14 protein-coding genes are annotated in these 21,108 nt (G+C 45.7%); 9 read left to right on the forward strand and 5 right to left on the reverse strand.

Features of this window, described 5'->3' with window-relative positions; translation table 11 throughout:
• Positions 1-31: 31 nt before the first annotated feature.
• A complete protein-coding gene (locus LAQ65_RS11175; protein ID WP_224117050.1) occupies positions 32-1,117 on the reverse strand; it encodes an acyl-CoA dehydrogenase family protein in 1,086 nt (361 codons plus the stop codon).
• A gap of 165 nt (positions 1,118-1,282) precedes the next feature.
• On the opposite strand from LAQ65_RS11175, the gene LAQ65_RS11180 reads away from it, so the two are divergent.
• Positions 1,283-2,764: a family 43 glycosylhydrolase gene (locus tag LAQ65_RS11180; protein WP_224117051.1), complete on the forward strand. Its 1,482-nt coding sequence runs from the start codon at positions 1,283-1,285 to the stop codon at positions 2,762-2,764.
• A gap of 63 nt (positions 2,765-2,827) precedes the next feature.
• Positions 2,828-5,092, forward strand: coding sequence for a beta-N-acetylhexosaminidase (locus LAQ65_RS11185; protein WP_224117052.1), 2,265 nt, complete (start codon positions 2,828-2,830; stop codon positions 5,090-5,092).
• Here the strand turns inward: LAQ65_RS11185 and LAQ65_RS11190 are convergent.
• Positions 5,063-6,793, reverse strand: a complete 1,731-nt coding sequence (locus LAQ65_RS11190; RefSeq protein WP_224117053.1) for a PQQ-dependent sugar dehydrogenase — start codon at positions 6,791-6,793, stop codon at positions 5,063-5,065. The two genes, LAQ65_RS11185 and LAQ65_RS11190, sit on opposite strands and share 30 nt — an antisense overlap.
• Positions 6,794-6,993: 200 nt before the next feature.
• Here LAQ65_RS11190 and LAQ65_RS11195 point away from each other — a divergent pair, with 200 nt between their 5' ends.
• On the forward strand, positions 6,994-9,399 hold the full coding sequence (locus LAQ65_RS11195; RefSeq protein ID WP_224117054.1) for a ChbG/HpnK family deacetylase: 2,406 nt from the start codon (positions 6,994-6,996) through the stop codon (positions 9,397-9,399).
• 44 nt (positions 9,400-9,443) lie between these two features.
• On the opposite strand, the gene LAQ65_RS11200 is transcribed toward LAQ65_RS11195, so the two are convergent.
• Positions 9,444-9,941, reverse strand: coding sequence for a hypothetical protein (locus LAQ65_RS11200; RefSeq protein ID WP_224117055.1), 498 nt, complete (start codon positions 9,939-9,941; stop codon positions 9,444-9,446).
• Positions 9,942-10,023: 82 nt separating this feature from the next.
• Positions 10,024-10,854 (reverse strand): glycerophosphodiester phosphodiesterase, encoded by an 831-nt coding sequence (locus LAQ65_RS11205; RefSeq protein ID WP_224117056.1) that lies wholly within the window; start codon positions 10,852-10,854, stop codon positions 10,024-10,026.
• A 128-nt stretch (positions 10,855-10,982) separates the two neighbouring features.
• Here LAQ65_RS11205 and LAQ65_RS11210 point away from each other — a divergent pair, with 128 nt between their 5' ends.
• The 6 genes from LAQ65_RS11210 (at position 10,983) to LAQ65_RS11235 (ending at position 18,691) form a co-directional block, all read left to right on the forward strand.
• Positions 10,983-11,324 (forward strand): hypothetical protein, encoded by a 342-nt coding sequence (locus LAQ65_RS11210; protein WP_224117057.1) that lies wholly within the window; start codon positions 10,983-10,985, stop codon positions 11,322-11,324.
• 62 nt (positions 11,325-11,386) lie between these two features.
• A complete protein-coding gene (locus LAQ65_RS11215; protein WP_224117058.1) occupies positions 11,387-12,505 on the forward strand; it encodes an efflux RND transporter periplasmic adaptor subunit in 1,119 nt (372 codons plus the stop codon).
• A 37-nt stretch (positions 12,506-12,542) separates the two neighbouring features.
• Positions 12,543-15,695 (forward strand): efflux RND transporter permease subunit, encoded by a 3,153-nt coding sequence (locus tag LAQ65_RS11220; RefSeq protein WP_224117059.1) that lies wholly within the window; start codon positions 12,543-12,545, stop codon positions 15,693-15,695.
• Between the two features lie 3 nt (positions 15,696-15,698).
• On the forward strand, positions 15,699-17,126 hold the full coding sequence (locus LAQ65_RS11225) for a TolC family protein (RefSeq protein WP_224117060.1): 1,428 nt from the start codon (positions 15,699-15,701) through the stop codon (positions 17,124-17,126).
• A gap of 88 nt (positions 17,127-17,214) precedes the next feature.
• On the forward strand, positions 17,215-17,520 hold the full coding sequence (locus LAQ65_RS11230; RefSeq protein ID WP_224117061.1) for a DUF5818 domain-containing protein: 306 nt from the start codon (positions 17,215-17,217) through the stop codon (positions 17,518-17,520).
• A gap of 106 nt (positions 17,521-17,626) precedes the next feature.
• Positions 17,627-18,691 carry a glycoside hydrolase family protein gene (locus LAQ65_RS11235; protein ID WP_224117062.1) on the forward strand — a complete coding sequence of 355 codons (1,065 nt, stop codon included), beginning with the start codon at positions 17,627-17,629 and terminating at the stop codon, positions 18,689-18,691.
• Between the two features lie 13 nt (positions 18,692-18,704).
• On the opposite strand, the gene LAQ65_RS11240 is transcribed toward LAQ65_RS11235, so the two are convergent.
• A complete protein-coding gene (locus tag LAQ65_RS11240) occupies positions 18,705-21,107 on the reverse strand; it encodes a TonB-dependent receptor domain-containing protein (protein ID WP_224117063.1) in 2,403 nt (800 codons plus the stop codon).
• Position 21,108: the final 1 nt, after the last annotated feature.

Raw genomic sequence — 21,108 nt, forward strand, 5'->3', positions numbered from 1 at the left:
ATTTCAACTGATGTTTAATGCTTTTAAGCACCTACGCATTAAGATTACTATTGAGTAAACTATGCTGGCTGGCTGTATGCAGGTTACGCCAAACGCGGTTGATTTCTGTTGCCGGGTCGGCAGCGCGTAACCCGCAAAAGGGATACAATTCATCTGTTACCCGGCGGGCAGTATCGGCCAATTCATGGCTTGCCTGGCTCAGGCTTTCCAATAAAGCTGGTGGAATTACCCGATGACTGGCACAGTCCTGCCAGGAATCGGCAGCAAGCTGGTAAAACCGCCGACGAATATCATCCAGCTGGCCACGGCCCTTTTCAAGTATTCTTACAAAATGCGGCCTGGATTCCACACTAAAAAGTGTTTCACTCAATTCAATAAATCGCAGGGCCATGCCTGAACTATTTACCGCCAGGGTAGTTTCCGCTAACTGCAGGAATGGATATTGGTATATCGGGTCCATTAAAATTGCCTTTTGGTTATCTATTTGAAAAGTCCTGTTTTGCCTTACCCGAAGCTCCCTTACTTCAAATGCCTGGCTTCCCGTAGCTATCATCCCCATAGTATGCCAGTTCTTATGAATGGTCACTTCATTTTTTAAAAACAGGAAGGACTGTACACGGGGACTTCCATCTGGGTTTTTCAATTGAATACCGTTTTCCTCAATAAAGCAGTTCGCGGTAAAAGCCGTAGCCAGGCTTGCCCCGGTTGCATAATTCCAGTAGCCGGTGATTTCATAGGCATCACCATTCTTTTTCGCAATGCCGGAGTTATTGCCACTGCCGGCCAGGCAAAATTCCGGATCATTAAAAACGGTGGCCACCAATTCGGAGTCCAGGAAACCAATAAACCAGGCCGCACCGGCACATAGTGTCACCGTCCAGCCAACTGAGCCATCAGCCCAGGCAAGGGCTTCTTCCCATTGCAAAACCTTCGGCAGCGTATATCCAAGCCCGTTAAACCGTCCAGGCACCAGTAACCGGAACCAGTTTTGCTGGTATATAATAGCCAGTTGGGCAGGATGCAATTCTTGCAGCATTTCTGCTTCCCCGGCATATTTACGAATCTCCCGCACAGATTCCGGAGATAATATTTCTGAAGGATGGTTAATGTTAAACATCAGGTGAATGAAAGAAATGCCTCATGTATTTTTTCAAAGGAATACTTACATTTCAGGTAGGATCCAATAAGGCACCCATTAAGTATATTCCTGCAAAAATAACTATCTGCTGCAATCATCAGGCGTTTTAAATACTAAATTGTTAATTACAACAACGAAAATACTATGCGTAAATTTTTGCTCCTTTTCCTTACCGGCATCACCTTTACAAGAGCAGGTGCACAGTTTAGTGTTCGGTATGATCCGGCTGTGCAGGATTCAAAAAACATTCAGTATTTCAAACCAAAGGGCAATCTTTTCGTAGGCGACTGTATCCCTTTTTTTCATGACGGCACTTACTTTCTCTACTGGTTGCTGGATTCTGCGCACCACGCAGCCCTGAACGGTTTGGGCGGGCACCAATGGACACTGAGCACTTCCAGGGACCTGGTCAACTGGCAACACCATCCTGTGGTGCTGGGAATTGATGAAGAATGGGAGAAATCTATATGTACCGGCTCTGTTGTTTTTTCGAAAGGCCATTTCTATGCATTTTATGCTACCCGGCTGATTGGTGCCGACGGCCAGAAGATTGAGCAATTGAGTTATGCCATCAGCGAAGACGGTATCCATTTCAGGAAACAACAACCTAATCCATTTTACACATATGCAAAGGGATATAGTAAAAGGGATTTCAGGGATCCGAAAGTAGTGGTGGATTCTGCTGGCAAGTTTCATTTATTTGTTTCCAGCGCTACCGACAGTGCCATGAACGACTTTAATGGCGCCATGGTGCATATGGAATCTACCGATTTGAAACACTGGTCGGTGAAACAGCCATTGATATGGAACCTTAAGGATGTACCCGAATGCCCCGACTATTTCAAATGGGGTAACTGGTATTACCTTATCTATGGCCAGGGCGGAAATACCTTTTACCTGCAATCCACATCGCCTTACGGCCCCTGGCAATATCCTTCCAGCCAGGCACTGAACGAAGAATGGTCTAATGTGGTGAAAACCGCTGCGTTCTCAAATGGCCGGAGGATTGCCGCAGGATGGATTCCATCCAGGCAGGACCACCTTGACGAAGGCCAGGAAATATTCGGCGGAAATATCGTCCTGCGTGAACTATCTCAGGAAAAAGACGGCAGCCTTTCTGCCCGCTTTCCTAAAGAAGTCATTCCTCCCGCAAGTGCAGCCATTCCCCTTAAGATGCTGGTTGATTCACTGACACATATTAACGGTAATGAATATTCGATTAATTCGCCCAATGGTATGGGCTCTTTTTTTATGGAGGGACTGCCATTGGATTGCAGGATCAGTTTTGAAGTGGAAATGACCGGAAAGGGTATTGAAGAATATGGCCTTTTCCTGCGGGGGGTAGACCGGCACCAGATGGGCTATAAGCTGGCCTTTTCACCGGTGAATAAAACAGCCATCCTGCATGAAAGCGCCATATCGGGACTTGATTTCCTTGGGAAAAAGATGACGGTTGATATTATAATGAAAGGGGATATCATTGATGTCAGCATCGGGAACAGGCGTTGTATTGTGAACCGGTTGGGTGAAATAAAGGGCAGCCAGCTGTGGTTTTATGGAAAACATGGCAAGGTGAGTTTCCGCTCTATCCGTATTTCTCCACTAGAGGTTCATGCAGAAAATTAACCTGTATATTACCATGATACAATTTAAAAGTAAAGGATTCGTTGCATGTATTATTTTTAAGCAATGAAGAGAACAATTCAGCCCGCGTTAATTCTTTTTTTCCTGTATTGTATAAATCCGGTTGCACTGTTTTCCCAGGATTTACAGCGAATAAACCTGGTACCGCAACCACAGGTTGTTGTTGAAAAGAAAGGATCTTTTCTTTGGTCAGAGAACACACCGGTATATGCAGAACCTGTATTCCAGGAATTGGCGAAGTTGTTTGCCATGCAGGCTTCTCTTTCACTACCGCGTCCATATAACCGCAATCTTAAATCGAATACGCATTGCATTATTTTCCGTAAGCAAAAATTTACTGATACCAGTAGTGCTGAAGCATATAAACTGGTTATCACACCTCAACAGGTTCAAATCCTGGCTGCGAATGAGCAGGGTATGCTCAGGGCGATGTTCACCCTTTTGCAGTTGCAGCTTTTACAAACAGAAAAGACCCTGGTTCCTTGTGGTGAAATTACCGATGCGCCCCGTTTCCTTTACCGTGGGCTCCACCTTGATGTGTCGCGAAATTTTTTCCCGATTCCTGTCCTGGAAAAACTGCTCGATATGATGGCTTTGTATAAACTCAACACCTTCCACTGGCATTTGACCGACGGACCAGGCTGGCGCCTGGAGATAAAGAAATATCCGCAGCTTACAAAAAAAGCAGCATGGCGCACAAAGAATAGCTGGAAAGAATGGTGGAATTCCGATAGGCTTTACTCGGCAGAAGGCGCAGCTGATGCTTACGGCGGCTATTATACGCAGGAAGAAGCGAAAGAACTGGTAAGCTATGCTGCTAAACGCGGAATAACCATTATCCCCGAAATTGAAATGCCTGGTCACTCCGAAGAAGTATTGGCTGTTTTTCCCAACCTGGCCTGCTCCGGCAAGCCTTATACCCAAAGCGAATTTTGCATTGGCAACGATAGCACTTTCCTTTTTATGGAAGATGTCTTAACTGAAGTGATGCAGGTTTTCCCTTCTTCGTATATCCATATTGGTGGTGATGAAGCCGGTAAGGAGTCATGGAAAAATTGTCCCAAATGCCAGGCGCGCATAAGCAGTGAAAACCTTAAAGATGAACATGAATTACAGAGTTATGCCATAAAGAGAATGGATAAATTCCTGTCCGACCATGGAAGGAAATTATTGGGTTGGGATGAAATACTGGAAGGCGGGTTATCGCCCGGCGCTACAGTAATGAGCTGGCGCGGGGAAGCGGGTGGTATAGCGGCGGCTAAAGCAGGTCACGATGTTATAATGACGCCCGGCGGTTATTGTTACTTCGACAATTACCAGTCAAATCCGGCAACTCAACCTGAAGCCATTGGCGGTTATTTGCCCATTTCTAAAGTATATAGCTACGACCCTGTGCCTGCTGAATTGACCGCTGATGAGGCCCGGCATATTTTGGGTGTCCAGGCTAATACATGGACGGAATATATTCCAACTGCAGAGCACCTTGAATACATGATTTTTCCCCGGTTTCTGGCCCTGGCTGAAATAGGCTGGAGCAGCAAAAACCAAAAAGACTGGACGAATTTTCAAGGCCGGCTGCAACAGCATTACCTGTTGTTACAACGCAAATCCATTAATTATTACCGGCCCCAGCCAACACTTGAAATCAATTCAGTGGCTGACACTGTTTCCAGGCTTAGTCGTGTAAGTATTTCTTCAGAACAGTATAAACCTGAAATTCACTTTACTACAAATGGCAGCGACCCGGTAAAAAGCAGCCCGATTTATATGGGCCCGGTTGATGTGAAAGGAATTGCCACCATAAAGGCAGCTATCCTTAATCCGGTTACAGGAAAAATGGGACCGGTAATGGCGCACCAGACAGCCTACCATAAAGCAATTGGCGCGCAAATAACCTATAACCTGCCTTTCAGTAACAGTTACCCGGCTCAACAGGAATATACCCTTGTAAATGGCCAGACAGGTTCATTTACTTACGGTGACGGGCAGTGGCAGGGGTTTGAGGGAATAGATATGGATATCACCCTTGAACTGAAGCAATTGACCGATGTTAAAAAGATAGCGGTCAATTTTATGCAGATTACGGGTCCGGGTGTATTTATGCCAAACTATGTGGAATATAGCTGGTCTAAAAACGGGAAAGACTATAGCGCCCCGGTTCGCATAATGAATACGGTACCTGATACGGAATCCAAACTGGTTATCAAGCCATTTGAAGTGATGGTAAATCGCCAGGCCAAATACATTCGCATCAAAGCGCAGAATGATAAGCACGGCTTTTTATTTGCTGATGAAGTGCTGGTGTACTGAGTATATCTTACCATCTGGTTTGGTGAGTATATATAATTCACCTTTTGCATCTCTTCCAAAATGTAAATCAACACGATCAGTTTTACAAAGTTCCCTGAGTGTGGTCAGTTTTCCATTTAATGAAATTCTCCATTCATAAATGGGGGCTTGTTTTCCCTGCTTCAAATCTGCCATGTTTATATAAAATAACCGGCCTGATGGAATATCCCCAAAAAGGAATTTCCCTTTTAGTTCAGGCACTTCACATCCCCAGTATTCATAACCACCGGAAATTGCAGCAGCCCCGCCATTGTGGTCATATTCCGCAACGGGGTAAGTGACATGGAAGCTGCTGTCATTCGCAGGAAGCGGGTAAACTTTTGCCCAATCCACATCCGGTTCTACCATAAAATTGCCTTCCCTTATTGGCCAGCCGAAATCCTGCCCCGGCTTTACCATATTTATAGATTCAATATTTGCGCCACCGATATTGCTGGCTATAAGTTCACCGGATTTTGTCCAGGTGATCCGGTGCGGGTTCCTGAATCCGTAGGCATAAATCTCCCGCAGGGAATGATTGCCCTCTGATTTTGCATAAGGGTTGTCCTGTGGAATGCCATATTTCCCATTCACGCTATTGTTACCCCTTGGGTTTATCCGGATGATTGTTCCCAATATCCTGTCCCTCCTGTGTATCAGGAATGGATAGCCTTCATCAACACTTCCACCATCACCAACACCTATATACAAAAGGCCATAATCTTTATCACCTGGTTTCGATAATGGATTGAAGGTTATTTCCTGGACCCCATGCATAACCGTTACCATATTTATCCGCAGTAACTCGCGGCTTTTTCCGGAAAACACAGCCGATTCAGGATGGTCTGTTTTCCATTCTGTCAATACCCATTGCAGGCTTACTTTGATAGAGTCTTCATAGTTAAAGTCGGGGTTACCGGAGCCCGGCCTTTCTGTATGTGTAGTGTAAAAAAATCCGTTTTTTGCAAATTCAGGATGGAAGGCAAAGCTGCCAAATCCGCTTCCAAGGCCGGATTCATGGATGAATTTGGGCATCCATCTGCGCAGGTCTAAATACACACTGGCCTTATTATTTTGAAGTTTGTACAACTTCCCACGGAGGTCTACAACATAATTAGTGCCTGAATTTGACTCAAAGTCCAGTTTTGTAATCCTGGTTAATGGCAATTTCCCACTATCGCTTGATGCAGGAATCTGTGTAACCAGGTTCAGGTCAACCACAAGGCTGGAAAGGGCGATGCTATCGGGTATTGGATCGGCTAGTGCACTTAGGCCCGATTTGCTCTTTTTTTCAACCGGCTTTTTATGGGTATGGATAAACGCAACAATCCCGTTGAGCTGGTCATCTGAAAATTGTGCAAAGGAGGGCATCAGCACTTTGTATTTGTGCTGTAACTGCAGCGCCCTTGCATCGCCTGATTCCACCAGCTTTTTGGGGTCCCTTATGAATTGTTTTATCCAGTCTGCAGGTACATCTGCCGTTAATCCACCCAGTTGTGGGCCGATACCATTCTGTTTGAAGTTGTGGCAACTGCTGCAGTTTTTATCGAAGGTTCCATCTCCCATGGCAATGATCGCTGAGTCTGTGGAGATGGCACTGGTATCTGGTGACTTCCCGGATTTACAGGAAATGAAATTCATAGAGATAAAAGCAAATGTGAGGATCAGGATGCCTTTTTTCATGATAGTTGGTTGGTACTGCTTGCAGTTGGCAATAAAAATAGGCATTAACCCGCACTCTTCGAACCTTGTACAATATGGACCGTATAATAAAATAATAAGGAATTTGGGCCGCCACTTGACTATTGCGCAACAAAGGCCGGTCAAAAACTGACTGTAAAACCCAAAACGGGAATTTATTGTTTAAGGATTTATATTTAATAATGAAAATTCCAGCCACCTCAAACTTCCAAAGAATAACTGCCGGCATACGGATTTCTTTACTGTTTTTCATACTGCTTATAACCAGATTCCCTGCCGGCGCACAAAGCAACACCTCCTTACCCCGCAGCACACCCGAAGCGGAAGGGGTTTCTTCAGAAGGCCTGATAAGATTTTTTGATACCCTCCGGCAAAGCAAACATGAGTTCCATAGCCTGATGATTCTCCGGCATGGCAAAGTGATCGCCGAAGGCTGGTGGAAGCCTTACCAGCCAGACCTGGTCCATACCATGTATTCGGTTAGCAAAAGTTTTACAGCTACTGCCATCGGCTTCCTGGTGACGGAAAATAAACTGACTGTGGAAGATAAGGTCATCAGCTTTTTCCCGGATGACCTGCCGGATACCGTTTCAGATAACCTGAAAGCCCTCCGGATCCGCGACCTGCTGAGCATGAGTGTGGGTCAGGAAAAAGAACCAACCTGGACAGCTACCAGCGATAATAATTGGGTGAAGGGATTTTTCAAAACACCTATTCTTTATAGGCCTGGAACAAAGTTTTTATACAACTCACTTGCCACTTATATGCTGTCTGCTATCGTGCAGAAAGTGTCTGGTGAAAAGGTTATTGATTATTTAGAACCCCGGTTATTTTCACCACTTAATATTAAAGGCATCGATTGGGAAACTGATCCCCGAGGTATCAATACTGGCGGCTGGGGATTACGGCTGAAGACGGAAGACATGGCAAAATTCGGCCAGCTCTTTTTGCAGAAAGGAAACTGGCAGGGCAAACAAATTATTCCTGCTGCATGGGTAGAAGAAGCCAGCACGATGAAAATAATGCAGAATCCGGATGCACCCCAGGAAGCGAAAAATAAGAGTGATTGGCTACAAGGGTACTGTTACCAGATGTGGCGTGGACGGCATAATACCTTCCGCGGGGATGGTGCATTCGGACAATATATCCTGGTAATACCTGATGAAGATGCCGTGGTGATCATTACATCAGAAACTGCAAACATGCAGGGCGAATTAGACCTGGTTTATGAACACCTGCTTCCTTTGTTTCAACAATCAAACCCACGCGTGAATGGCAAACAACAAAAGCTGCTTAAAAATAAACTGGCTAACCTGTCAATAAAAACAGGGTCAGGCCTGGCGGATGCTGGTACAGTTTCGCCATCAACTGCAACCATTTCGGGAAAATCATTTGGCATTGTTTCTATGCAGCGGGGACTGGACAGTATACGTTTCAGTTTCAGTAAAGACATTTGCCATTTACAATTATTTACAGATTCTGCGATGCATGAATTGAATTTTGGTAATGGCAATTGGTTAAAAGGCATTACTACCCGCAAAGGCCCTTACCTTGTTGCAGGTGCAAAAAATAACCGCCACGAATTACCACCTTCAAAAGTTGCCGGCAGTTATACTTGGACGGATGACCATACCCTTGAACTTAAACTCCTGTATTACGAGAGCCCGCATACCGAAACACTCCGTTGTATATTCAATGGTGATAACATGCAGCTGGAAGATATTTCCAGTTTTGACACTGCCCGTAAGGCCATCTTTAAAACAGTACTGGTAGCGGGCCGCAACCATGCACCCCGGCTGATCATACGGGGCGATGACATGGGTTATTCCCATTCGGGAAACCTTGCCCTGGAACAATCTTACAGCAATGGTGTTGAAACCAGTATCGAACTCATTGCCGTTTCGCCCTGGTTCCCTGAAGCTGTGAAATGGCTGGCCGATCATCCGGATATTGAAGTGGGCCTGCATTTTGCCATTACCAGCGAGTGGGATAATATCAAATGGCGGCCATTGACCGATGCGCCAAGCCTGCGAAATGCCGACGGCTATTTTTATCCCATGCTTTACCCGAATAAAAATTATCCGAAACAGGCCGTGATGGAAAATGCCTGGAAATTGGATGACCTGGAAAAAGAACTACGCGCCCAGATAATCCTCGCAAAAAAATATGTTCCACAACTGAACCATATCTCAGGGCATATGGGAAGCATTGGCTTTGATAAAGATGTAACTGCCATGGTCAAGCGCGTGGCAGCCTCCTATGGCTTGCTGGTTGGTGATGGAGGTCCGGATGCGGACCATCCGCTTTCATGGTTTTCCGTAAACCTGCACAATAAATCTTCCGGTCAAAAGATCGACGCATTTATTGAAGCGCTTGATAAGATGCAGGAAGGTAACACCTACCTGTTTGTAGAACATCCCGGCATTAATGATGCCGAGTTACAGGCCATCCACCATATCGGTTACGAGAATGTGGCCCAGGACAGGCAGGAAGTTACGGATCTGTTCACCAGCGAAAAACTTAAAGAAGCCATCATAAGGAAGGGGATTCAGTTAGTGAGTTACGGACAGGCGATGAAAAATAAATGAAGAGAGCAGGTCGGCCGACCTGCTCTCTTTCTAGTACTGCCTGCTTAGTCACGATCGTCCCTGTCCCTGTGGCCATTATGTTTTCCATTATCATGGTGCTCATACCTGGAGTACCTGTCATCGCGCTCGTACCTGTCATCACGGTCATAGTGACGGTCACGATCATAATGGTCATCCCGGTCATAGCGACCATCATAGCCCCTGTAGTGTCCATACTGCCTCCGGTAATAATCACAACGCTGGTATGGCGCAGGATCATTAATCACAACCTTATACCCACGGTAAAGGTCATACGAACGATAAGGAGCCGGCAGGCATGCTGCAAATACCCAGCGCCCACCATTCAAATAAACAAACTGCCTGCGCGGTACATTATAATAAACATCTATATCGGGCATATAATAATATTCGGCATAATCATAACCTGCAGGCCCCCACTGCGGCTGCATGCCGATATTAACATGAACATTAACCTGCGCCTGTCCAGGTTCTGCCAGCTGTAAAAGACCAAGGACTGTAACTGTTATGAATAGGTGTTTCATATGGTATGTTTATACCTAAGAGCTTAAAACAGGCCTATAGTTTAAAAGGGAATTGTTAGGATATTCATAATATGCCCGAAACTTATCTCACGCCCTTTTTCTTCAGGTAATCTGTAAGCAGTTTGGGGTGATCAGTTTGTAAGCCAGCCAAACCTTTTGAAAGTGCAACATTCCACTCTTCCGGGCCTTCATGTGGAGATTGAATATCGGGCCATACTGGAACATTTTTTGCTGCCGCTGCTTTAACCATTTCAGGCGTATAATCTTCATAAGAACCATCCAGGATATTAACGCCGGATGAAGTAATGAAATCCGATAATGCAGTCGCCGATTTAATGGAGTCTGGTAAACTTACCATCAGTGGCATTTGTGGTGCTATTGATTTCCATTCCCTGAACTGCTCCTCCGAATTGATATACACCACTACATTTTTCTGCATGCCATATTTTTCAATTAACCGTAAACTCTTAATGACCGAAGCATCTTTAAAATCGAGGTAGATATTAATTTTCTTATGGCATAGTTCCAGTACCTCGCTGAAGGTTGGTATCGGTTGCTCCTGCCATTCCGGATGGCTTTTTTCAATGACCGGCCATTTTTTTAATTCTTCATAAGTCATTTCGCGGACTGCTCCCTTGCCATTGGTCATCCGGTCAATTTTACTGTCGTGCATAATAACCAGTTCACCATCTTTGGTCGTGCGCAAATCAATTTCAACATAGTCTGCACCGTTTTTTATCGCATTTTTATAAGCTGCCAGTGTATTTTCCGGGGCTTCGGTATGGTCACCCCTATGCGCTATAACGACAAGCCGGTTTTTGCATTTGGGAATATGTGCTGCCTGGCTGTAAATTTTATTATTGCCGATAAGGGTCGTGGCTGTAAGTATAAAGAAGAAAGCAATTCTTTTCATCATAGATTTTTTATTCGCCGCAAGTATAGGCAGGAAAGGCGATATAAGGAAACCAGGGTTATTACAATTTTGTTATAACGCTTTTTCATTTACCATCGTTTCCCCTTCCTGAGTATATTTGCGCCTCAATGGCTAAGTTATTCGCCGTCATATTAATCTTTATTAACCTGCAACAGTCCTGCCTGGGCTCGTGGCTGGGCATCATTAACCATGGCCCTGCCATGGCTAAAAGCATGAAATGGATAAACCCGTTTAATAATGATGCCAGCTCCGGCAGCGAAGACAATAACGAGGACGAGCAGGACATGGCGGAGACCGCTTCCTGCGAAACCGAATACTGCCACTTTTCAGCTTTGCTGGTGAGCCCGGCAGCCCATGCTGCCCTTTTCAATTCCGCTTTTTCAGAATTACCCCACCCGCTTTTTACAAGTGCTGCGGCCGATATACAGACACCGCCTCCGGAAGCCTGATGCTTTTACCCCCTATACGGTTGATTTTTATTTTTTCATCACATTGAAGAAAGCAAAGCATCATGAGACATTATTTCCCCATGTTCCCTATGGTATGGGTTGCCATTGCCATGCAGGTTATCGCCTGTTCAGGTAAAGCAAAACAGCAGGAAGCTGCCCCGGAAACTTATACCGTTATCCAGCCTGCCCTGGTGGATACCATTTTTACGAAAGAATATATTGCAGAGATACATTCATTGCAGAATGTAGAGATAAGGACCCATGTAAAGGGTTTTATTGAGAAGATCCATATTGATGAAGGCAAACCTGTTCAGGCAGGCCAAATTCTCTTTACCCTCAGCAACCGGGAATTCAGGGAAAACCTGCTTAAGGCTTTGGCCAATTATAAAAGCGCCTTCGCTGAATTGAAAGTTGCTGAAGTAGAGCTCAAAAATACCCGCACCCTTGCAGAAAAAAACATTGTTTCTTCCTCAGAACTTGATATGGCCCTGGCCCGTAAAGAGGCCATTGAAGCCAAACTGGAAGAGGCACAGAGTGCTATTTCCATTGCCCGGCTTAACCTGTCTTTCACTGAAGTGAAAGCACCTTTCACTGGCGTGATTAACCGAATTCCTTTCAAAACCGGCAGCCTCGTGGGCGAAGGCGACCTGCTCACAAAAATTTCCAACAACAAGGAGGTCTTTGCTTATTTCAATATGTCGGAAAAGGAATTTATCGACCTGATGGAAAAAGATAGTTCCGGACTGAACAAGGTGGTTTCGCTGCAGCTGGCCAATAATGAATTGTTTAAGTATTCCGGTACCATTGAAACCGTCGAAAATGAGATCGATGAGGGTACGGGTAATATCGCCTTCCGGGCACGCTTTAAAAATCCGGATCAGTTGCTGAAGCATGGTTCCAGTGGAAAGATCCTGATGAAGGAAGCGCTGAAACAGGCGCTCGTCATCCCGCAAAAAGCCAGTTTTGAAATTCAGGATAAGGTATATGTTTTTACGGTCGACAGCAGCAATACCATTCGAATGCGGAATATCAATCCAAGGCTTCGCCTGCCGCATTTGTATGTCATAGGGTCGGGGCTCGAACCCAGGGATCGCCTGATTTACGAAGGCATCCAGCAGGTGAAAGAAGGCCAGCGTATCCAGCCCAAACCCCTTGCTTTCCGCGATATCCATTTTGACTGATGCCCCGGGCATTACTATTCCCCTAAAAATTGAAAATATGACTGCTGCTTTTATACATCGGCCGGTCCTGTCGATCGTGGTATCCCTGATCATCACGTTGCTGGGCTTCCTGGCTTTTACCCAACTGCCCGTGACGCAGTTTCCCGATATCGCTCCACCTGAAGTAAACGTAACAACCAAATACACCGGCGCAAATGCCGAGACCTGCGTGAAGGCTGTGGTGACGCCACTGGAGCGCGCTATCAATGGTGTGCCGGGCATGGCTTATATGTCTTCTGTTTCCGGTAACGACGGCACCAGTGTTATCCAGATTGTTTTTAAAGCGGGCACCGATCCCGATGTGGCTGCGGTTAACGTTCAGAACCGCGTCTCTTCCACCCTGGATGAATTGCCTGAAGAAGTGATCAAGGCGGGCGTAATCGTAGAGAAAGTACAGAACAGTATGCTCCTCTATGTGAATATGCTGAGCAATGATTCTTCAATGGATGAAAAATTCCTGTACAATTATACCGATATCAACCTGATGGCCGAGCTCAAACGCATCGAGGGCGTTGGCTTCGCTGATATCATGGGCTCGCGCGAATATTCGATGCGCATCTGGCTGAACCCGCAGAAGATGACGGGCTATGGTATTTCCACCGATGATGTCGTGAATAGCCTGAAACAGCAAAACGTAGAAGCTGCGCCGGGTAAGATCGGCGAGAGTTCAGGGAGAAAGGCTCAGTCACTGCAATATGTACTGAAATATACTGGCAAATACAACACCCGCGACCAGTATGAGAACGTGGTGGTAAAGAGTGAAGCCGGTGGTGGCCTCATCAGGCTGAAAGATATTGCGGAAGTGGATTTCGGTTCCCAGGAATATGATGTGATCTCCAAGGAAAATGGCAAGCCTTCTGCAGCGATCATGTTGAAACAAAGGCCCGGCAGTAACGCCCGCGAAGTGATCTCAAATATCAAGCAAAGGATGGAAGAACTGAAACAGAACTTTCCACCCGGACTTGATTATACCATTGGTTATGATGTATCGGCATTTTTGGATGCCTCCATCCATGAAGTGGTGAAAACCCTGGTGGAAGCTTTCCTGCTGGTATCGCTGGTCGTTTTTATTTTCCTGCAGGACCTGCGCTCTACCATCATTCCCGCCATTGCAGTGCCGGTATCACTGATCGGCACATTTTTCTTCCTGCAACTGTTTGGTTTTTCACTGAACATGATTACACTGTTCGCACTGGTGCTGGCTATCGGGATTGTGGTAGACAATGCTATCGTGGTAATAGAAGCTGTGCATGCAAAGATGGAGCATTCCAAAATCAGCGCTAAGAAAGCTACGGAGAAGGCGATGAAGGAAATCAGCGGGGCCATCATTGCAATAACACTGGTAATGTCAGCAGTATTCCTGCCAGTCGCTTTTATGCCCGGATCAGTGGGTATCTTTTACCGGCAATTTTCACTGACCATGTCCGTCTCCATTGTGCTGTCGGGTGTCGTGGCGCTAACCCTGACACCTGCCTTATGCGCAATGCTGCTGAAGCGGACTGATCATAACAAATCCTCCGGCAACCTGCTGGGTAAATTTTTCAGATGGTTCAACAACTGGTATAATAACCTTTCCGGCCGCTATCAACAACTCGTGGGACTGATAGCCAACAGGCGTATGGTCACCTTCGCGAGCCTGCTGGTGTTCTGTGCTGCCACCGGCATCTTTGGCAGTATCCTGCCCACGGGTTTTATTCCAAATGAAGACCAGGCGACTATTTATGCAAGCGTTACTACCCCATCGGGCGCAACTTTGGAAAGAACCGAAAAAGTGGTGGATGCTATACAGCAGACAGCGGAAAAAATTGACGGCGTAGCATCTGTTTCTACCCTGGCCGGGTTCAATGTTTTGTCCGACGGTACGGGTGCCTCATTCGGCATGAACCTGATCAACCTGAAAAAATGGGAGGCAAGAAAACTCTCGGATAAGGAGATCATTGAACTCCTGAAAGAAAAAACAAGTTATATCAAGGATGCGAAGATCGAGTTCTTCACCCCGCCGCCGGTGCCGGGATTCGGAAACGCGAGCGGTTTTGAATTGCGCCTGCTGGACCGCACCGGAAAGGGCGACCTGAAAAAGCTGGAAGAAGTGGCGGTGCGTTTCTCAGATAGTATCGGCCAGCGGCCGGAGATTGCCAACGCCTTCACCACTTTCGATGCCAGCTTCCCGCAGTATATGGTGCATATCGACAATGCCAAAGCCGCTGAGAAAGGCGTAGTGGTAGCTGATATCCTCAGCACGCTGCAGACCTTCCTGGGGAGTGAGTATGCGACAAACTTCATCCGCTTCGGGCAGCTCTACCGAGTTATGGTTCAGGCCCTTCCGGAATACCGTGCCAAGCCGGAGGATATCCTCTCTTTGTATGTGAAAAACAAAAGCGGCGAGATGGTACCGGTTAACGCTTTCCTGCGTATTGAAAAAGTATACGGCCCGGAAGTAGTAACGCGCTATAATATGTACCCTGCCGCGATGGTGAATGGTGAACAGGCAAAGGGTTATAGCAGTGGCCAGGCAATTGCTGCCATTAAGGAAGAAGCCCGGCTGAAACTGCCCGCAGGCTATTCCTACGACTGGGCAGGCTCTTCACGGGACCAGGCGCTGGCTGGCAACGAAGCCATTGCCATTTTCCTGATCTGCCTGCTCTTTGTTTACCTGTTGCTTTCTGCACAGTATGAAAGTTTTCTGTTACCCCTGCCTGTTATACTGTCCCTGCCCGCAGGGATTTTCGGCGCCTTCCTGCTGCTTTGGGCCATGGACCTCGAGAACAATATCTATGCCCAGGTGGCCATGATCATGCTCATAGGGCTGCTGGGCAAAAATGCGATCCTGATCGTTGAGTTTGCTTCACTGAAGCACCGCGAAGGGCTCACACCTTACCAGGCAGCCATTGAAGGCGCTGTTTCAAGGTTGCGACCGATCCTGATGACCTCCTTTGCCTTTATCGCCGGACTGATACCCCTGATGTTCGCTTCAGGGGCCGGGGCCATCGGTAATAAAACCATCGGCGCAGCAGCCGCGGGCGGGATGTTCTTCGGTACCGTCTTCGGTGTGCTGGTTATCCCCGGGCTGTATGTGCTCTTCGCGACACTGGAAGAAAGGCTGCATAAAAAAGGCGCTGTGGAAGAAAAACCATTCACTGAAACTATTTGATATATGAAACAATTAATTATTTTTTCTATACTGGCCATTGGGCTTGGCACCATGCCCGCCTGCCGGGTGCCTGCTGATACCACAGTTAATCATCAACTGCCCCTGCCCGTTAGCTTTAACCAGGATACCGACACCGTGAACAGTGCGGGCCTTACCAGGAAGCTATTCTATACTTCCCCGCTTCTGGATGCCTTGTTGGATACTGTTATCGCCAACAATTACGACCTGCTGATTGCTGCCCAGCGTATAGAAGCGGCGCGGGCCATGGTTTTGCAAACTCGGGGCCTTCTTGCACCACAGGTGAATGCGGGTGTAGTGCCCAGCCTCCGGAAATTTGGCTTGTATACTATGGATGGCGCAGGCAATAAAACTACAGATATTGAGCCCGGGAAAGTTGTGCCGGAAAACCTGCCTGACTTTTATATGGGCCTCCAGACTTCCTGGGAGGTGGATATCTGGGGTAAACTGAAGAACAAAAAGAAAGCCGCCCTTGCCAGGGTACTTGCTTCGGTGGAAGGGAAGCATTATATCCAGACTTCCCTGGTTGCTGAAACTGCCGGGGCATACTATGAATTGATGGCTGCCGACCAGGTGCTCCGGATGCTTGATGAAACCATTTTACTGCAGGAGCAGGCTATCGGGACGGTACGTATACTGAAGGAAAATGCCAAGGTGAATGAACTGGCAGTACAACAGTTTGAAGCTCAGTTGCTTGGCATGAAAACCATGCGGCTGGAAACGCAGCAGCTGGTCGTTGCGATTGAGAACCAGATTAATTTCCTGGCCGGTCGACTGCCACGGCCTGTTGTGCGCGATAGTTCCTTTTTTGCGAACCCATCTTTGCCGCTGATTAAGGCCGGCATCCCGACTGCTTTGTTGCGGAACCGTCCCGATATACGCCAGGCTGAATGGGAACTTGCTGCTACAAAAGCCGACCTGCGTTCGGCCCGGGCGGCGTATTTTCCATCATTTACCCTGAACGCCGGCATCGGCTTGCAAGCCTATAGGGCCAGCCTGCTCTTTACTTTTCCTGAATCAGTGGCTTATAGCCTCATTGCCGGATTAGCCGGACCAGTATTGAACCGCCGGCAAATTGAAGCTGAATTTGCCCGGTCCAGCGCCCAGCAAAAGGAAGCGCTGTACAAATACCAACAAACCGTAACCCGCAGTTTTCTTGAGGTGGACCAGGAACTGAAAAAAATACTCAACCTCGACCAGGTCTTTACGCTGAAAGCAAAGGAAAAGGATATTCTCTCTTCTTCTATAACAGTTTCAGGAGACCTGTTCCGCACCGGCCGTGCTAATTACCTGGAAGTATTGATAACCAGGCAGAATGCACTGCGGTCGAATATGGAATTGATTAATACGAGAAAGAACCAGTACCTGGCAGTGATCAGTTTATATAAAGCGATAGGGGGTGGCTGGAATTAAAAAGTTTAAACACGATTACCCGATTTTCAGTATCTTAGTAAACAGTTGCTTATAATTTCTATTTCTTGTAATCATAAAAAAATAAACCATGAAAAAATTGCTATTGATCCTTTTAATTGGAATGAGTATTAACAGTTTTGCACAAAAGGCTACCACCTGGACAGCCTGGGTAAGTGATTCTCATTGCGGAGCTAAGGGTAAGGATGCCTCACACGCAGAATGCGCCGTTAAATGCGTAAAAGGTGGTGCTGAACCTGTTTTGGTTGTTGATGGAAAGGTTTACAAAATTGCCGACCCAAAAAAGATAACCGATTTTGTCGGTAAGAAAGTGACCGTAACAGGTACTTTGAAAGGTGAAACTATCACTATTGAAAAAGTAGCTGCAGCTGCATAAAAGTTTATTGAAATTGCTTTAAGGCCTCCACCCAAATCTCAATGGGCCCGGAGGCCTTTTTCTTTTGCGCCTTACCGGAACAAACTAATTTTGAAATCAATCACTGATGAATTTTCGCTACCTGTATCTGCTATGGTTTTTGCTTTTATCCGGCATAATTATTTCCTGTAAAACCACGCATAAGCCTTCTGGTGTCTCCAATAGTAAAATGGAGGAAATATACCAAACCGTAAAAACGCCTTACAAGTATGGTGTCGTTTTCCAGCATCCCGACTCAACAAAAATGATGGATAGTCCATCTGTATTCCGCTGGAACGGCCAATGGTGTATGACCTATATCATCTTCGACGGAAGGGGTTATGAAACCTGGCTGGCTGAAAGCGATGACCTTATTCACTGGACCTCGAAGGGCCGCATTTTATCCTTCACGGATTCTGGCTGGGATGCAAACCAGAAAGCCGGATACATGGCATTACTGGATACAAGGTGGGCTGGGGAATATACTCCGGCTGCGTATAACGGCAAATACTGGATGTCTTATCTAGGCGGTTCTGTTTCCGGTTATGAAGCCGGGCAGCTTGGGGTAGGGATTGCAAATACAACAGATCCCGGAAACGCAGTTGAATGGCAGCGGATGCCCGGCCATGTGCTTTCAGCCAATGACAAGGACGCGCGCTGGTTTGAAAATAAAACCATCTTTAAAAGCACGGTCATAAAAGACGATAAGAGGCATACCGGCCATCTATTTGTCATGTATTACAATGCCGCAGGTGATACTGCCAGCTATGAAAGCATTGGCATGGCTGTTTCAGATGATATGATTCATTGGAGCCGCTATGGAAAGGATCCTGTTATCAGTCGCTATAAAAAGGGCACCATCAGCGGCGATGCACAGATTGTCCAGATCGGCAATTTGTATGTAATGTTTTATTTTGGAGCATTCTGGAATGAAGAGGGAAAAGCATTTGATCGTTTTGCCTGTTCCTATGACCTTATCCATTGGACCGATTGGTCTGGCCCTGACCTCATCCGGCCATCCGAACCTTATGATGAAACCTTTGCACATAAACCCTTTGTCATTAAATGGAAAGGCGTCGTTTATCATTTTTATAATGCAGTGGGAAAGAATGGACGGGTGATTGCTTTGGCAACTTCTGCTCCTTTAAAATGAGTTTGGGAGAATATTAATATTCTGTTGAAAACTTGTTCTCCAGTAGTTTTTCTTTAAAGGCAGATTTAAAGAACCAGGCGAACGTTACAATGAAAGCCCTGGTATCTGCTTTGCCATAACGGTAATTGGTAAATTCTGTTGTGCTGTTTGTATAACCGCTTTTGAATGTATTAAAAATATCTGTGACTGTCAGGCCTACACGCGCATTTCCCTTACCCAATTTTTGCTGGAAACCAAGATCAACAAAATATTGTGCTATCCGTTTTCCCTGGGGTGTAGGCAGGGCAGAATTATAATTACCCGTTACCTGTAATTTGCTTCCCTGCCAGGGCACAAAATTATTTATGAGTTTGGCATACCAGCCAAAAGCTTCCTGCACAGCATCTTTTGAAATATTGCTCCCATTTAATTTTTGCTGGAACAACGATATGCTTGCATTAAAATCATAGAACCCGGAAAGTTTTGCATTAAGTATACTTTCTATACCGAACGTTGTGGCATTGCCAATATTTACAGGAAAAGTTAGATTGGCGCCGTTAGATTGCAAATGGGAATATTGCCTGATGGTATTAATGGAATACCTGTAAAAAAGGTTGGTGGAAACAGCGTACCTGCTCCATTCTTTGTTATAACCCAGTTCAATGGCGTGAATAATTTCCGGCTGCAGGTTTGGATTTCCACTATGGGGATTTAAGGAATCGGTAATATCCACAAATGGATTGAGTTGACCCATACCGGGCCGATTGATCCTTTTGCCATAACTGAGCTTCCAATATGCTTCCGGTTTATTATAATAGATAAGACTTGCTGTGGGAAAGAAATCCAGGTATTGATTGGTGAACTTTGTACTGTCCTTTTGGGTATTCCCATCATTTGAAGTCTGTTCGGCCCTGATGCCCAGGTCATATTTCCATTTTTGATTTTGGGGACTGCCAAAACCTGAACTATAAAGCGCATATAAGGCGTTTACCTGTTCATTAAATTTAAAAATATCGCTGGCTGCTGTGTTGACTATATAGTCACCATTTATTAAAGCAGATGTTTGAAAATCGTCATCGGTCCTGCGAAATACTCCTTTGTAACCGGTTTCTATTTTCCCGTTGCTGGTAAAAGGGAATGCATAATCCAGTTTGGCGGTGGATACATTTCCATTTTCGTAATTATGTGTCTTTTGTAAAAACGGATCCCCGGCATTGACGCCATTTTCATCCAGTGGCTGTGAGGTAATATCTGTATTCTCCCGGTCCCGGTTAATTGATGATGTTATACTGGCTGACAGCGATTTTTGCGGGTCATTAAATTTCCGGTTATAATCAAAAGCAAACTCAGCAACCTTCGAACGTTCCAGTTCCAGTGAATGCCTGTTTGTGTTTGAATTAAAATCATTGTTTTGTTTATATATAATGCTGTTTAAGCTCTCATCATTGTCCTGGCCTTCCATATTACCAATGGCTTCAAGGGAAAAAGTGTTTTTATTATCGGGCGTAAAGTCAACATTAAACTTCAGGTTTTGTAATTGCTCCAGCCTTTCATCATTCCTGTTCTGGTTTAATAAGTATTCATCTGGTAAGTAATAATTGGTGCGGCTTGCATTGATTTTCCTTGTCCTTCCGGCAAACCGGTTATCGTAGCCCAGCCCGAGGTTCCATTTTTTTGTTTTATGGTTTACCAGGAAGGAGCTGTTTATCCTGCCCCTGCTGCCAAATCCTGCTCCCAATGCCAAAGCCCCATTGGTGCCATTTTGTTTATTTTTTTTGAGTTTTATATTGATGATCCCGCTTTCCGCATTCGCATCATATTTGGCAGTAGGGTTGTTGATGATTTCTATGCTCTCGATGCTGCTGGCTGGTATCTGGTCGGGGTTACCCAGGTTGGAATTCCTGCCATTTATTAATATCAGCGGCGTTTTGCCCCTTAAGGTAATGGCACCATCTGCATCAACTGATACGGTTGGTGTGTTTTTTAGTATGTCTGTGGCTGTACCACCAGATGAAGTGATATTTGCTGCCGCATTTACAATAAATCCCTGCTGCGTTTTTTCTATCAGTTTCTTTTGGGAAGTTACCGTTACTGACTGGAGGAAGTTTGCATCCTTATCTAAGTTGTAGTGATCAAATTGGATTGTCTTGGTATCTGCTGTTAACGATATCTTTTGGGTGGCTGATTTATAGCCAATCAAACTGAATTTTAACTGGTAGTCGCCTAAATCAATTTTATCCAATGAAAAAAAACCAGTACTATCAGTTGTAGTATAGTATACTACTTTGCCGGTATCTGCCAGGTTATTTAAGGTGACTGTTACAAATTCCAGCGCAACATTTTTATCAGATATATTACCGGTTACTTTCCCTGTTTTTTGGGCAAACAGGCATTCGCTGGAAAAATAAAAAATGGATATTAGGATGAGTTTATACATG

It is taken from the genome of Flavihumibacter profundi (assembly GCF_020076305.1).
Taxonomy (GTDB): domain Bacteria; phylum Bacteroidota; class Bacteroidia; order Chitinophagales; family Chitinophagaceae; genus Flavihumibacter; species Flavihumibacter profundi.

Bases quoted from the DNA above. Each gene is read 5' to 3' on its own strand.
- LAQ65_RS11215 (WP_224117058.1), top strand. From the start codon at position 11,387: ATGAGACATTATTTCCCCATGTTCCCTATGGTATGGGTTGCCATTGCC.
- LAQ65_RS11185 (WP_224117052.1), top strand. From the start codon at position 2,828: ATGAAGAGAACAATTCAGCCCGCGTTAATTCTTTTTTTCCTGTATTGT.
- LAQ65_RS11210 (WP_224117057.1), top strand. From the start codon at position 10,983: ATGGCTAAGTTATTCGCCGTCATATTAATCTTTATTAACCTGCAACAG.
- LAQ65_RS11225 (WP_224117060.1), top strand. From the start codon at position 15,699: ATGAAACAATTAATTATTTTTTCTATACTGGCCATTGGGCTTGGCACC.
- LAQ65_RS11240 (WP_224117063.1), bottom strand. From the start codon at position 21,107: ATGTATAAACTCATCCTAATATCCATTTTTTATTTTTCCAGCGAATGC.
- LAQ65_RS11190 (WP_224117053.1), bottom strand. From the start codon at position 6,793: ATGAAAAAAGGCATCCTGATCCTCACATTTGCTTTTATCTCTATGAAT.
- LAQ65_RS11200 (WP_224117055.1), bottom strand. From the start codon at position 9,941: ATGAAACACCTATTCATAACAGTTACAGTCCTTGGTCTTTTACAGCTG.
- LAQ65_RS11230 (WP_224117061.1), top strand. From the start codon at position 17,215: ATGAAAAAATTGCTATTGATCCTTTTAATTGGAATGAGTATTAACAGT.
- LAQ65_RS11180 (WP_224117051.1), top strand. From the start codon at position 1,283: ATGCGTAAATTTTTGCTCCTTTTCCTTACCGGCATCACCTTTACAAGA.
- LAQ65_RS11235 (WP_224117062.1), top strand. From the start codon at position 17,627: ATGAATTTTCGCTACCTGTATCTGCTATGGTTTTTGCTTTTATCCGGC.
- LAQ65_RS11175 (WP_224117050.1), bottom strand. From the start codon at position 1,117: ATGTTTAACATTAACCATCCTTCAGAAATATTATCTCCGGAATCTGTG.
- LAQ65_RS11220 (WP_224117059.1), top strand. From the start codon at position 12,543: ATGACTGCTGCTTTTATACATCGGCCGGTCCTGTCGATCGTGGTATCC.
- LAQ65_RS11195 (WP_224117054.1), top strand. From the start codon at position 6,994: ATGAAAATTCCAGCCACCTCAAACTTCCAAAGAATAACTGCCGGCATA.
- LAQ65_RS11205 (WP_224117056.1), bottom strand. From the start codon at position 10,854: ATGAAAAGAATTGCTTTCTTCTTTATACTTACAGCCACGACCCTTATC.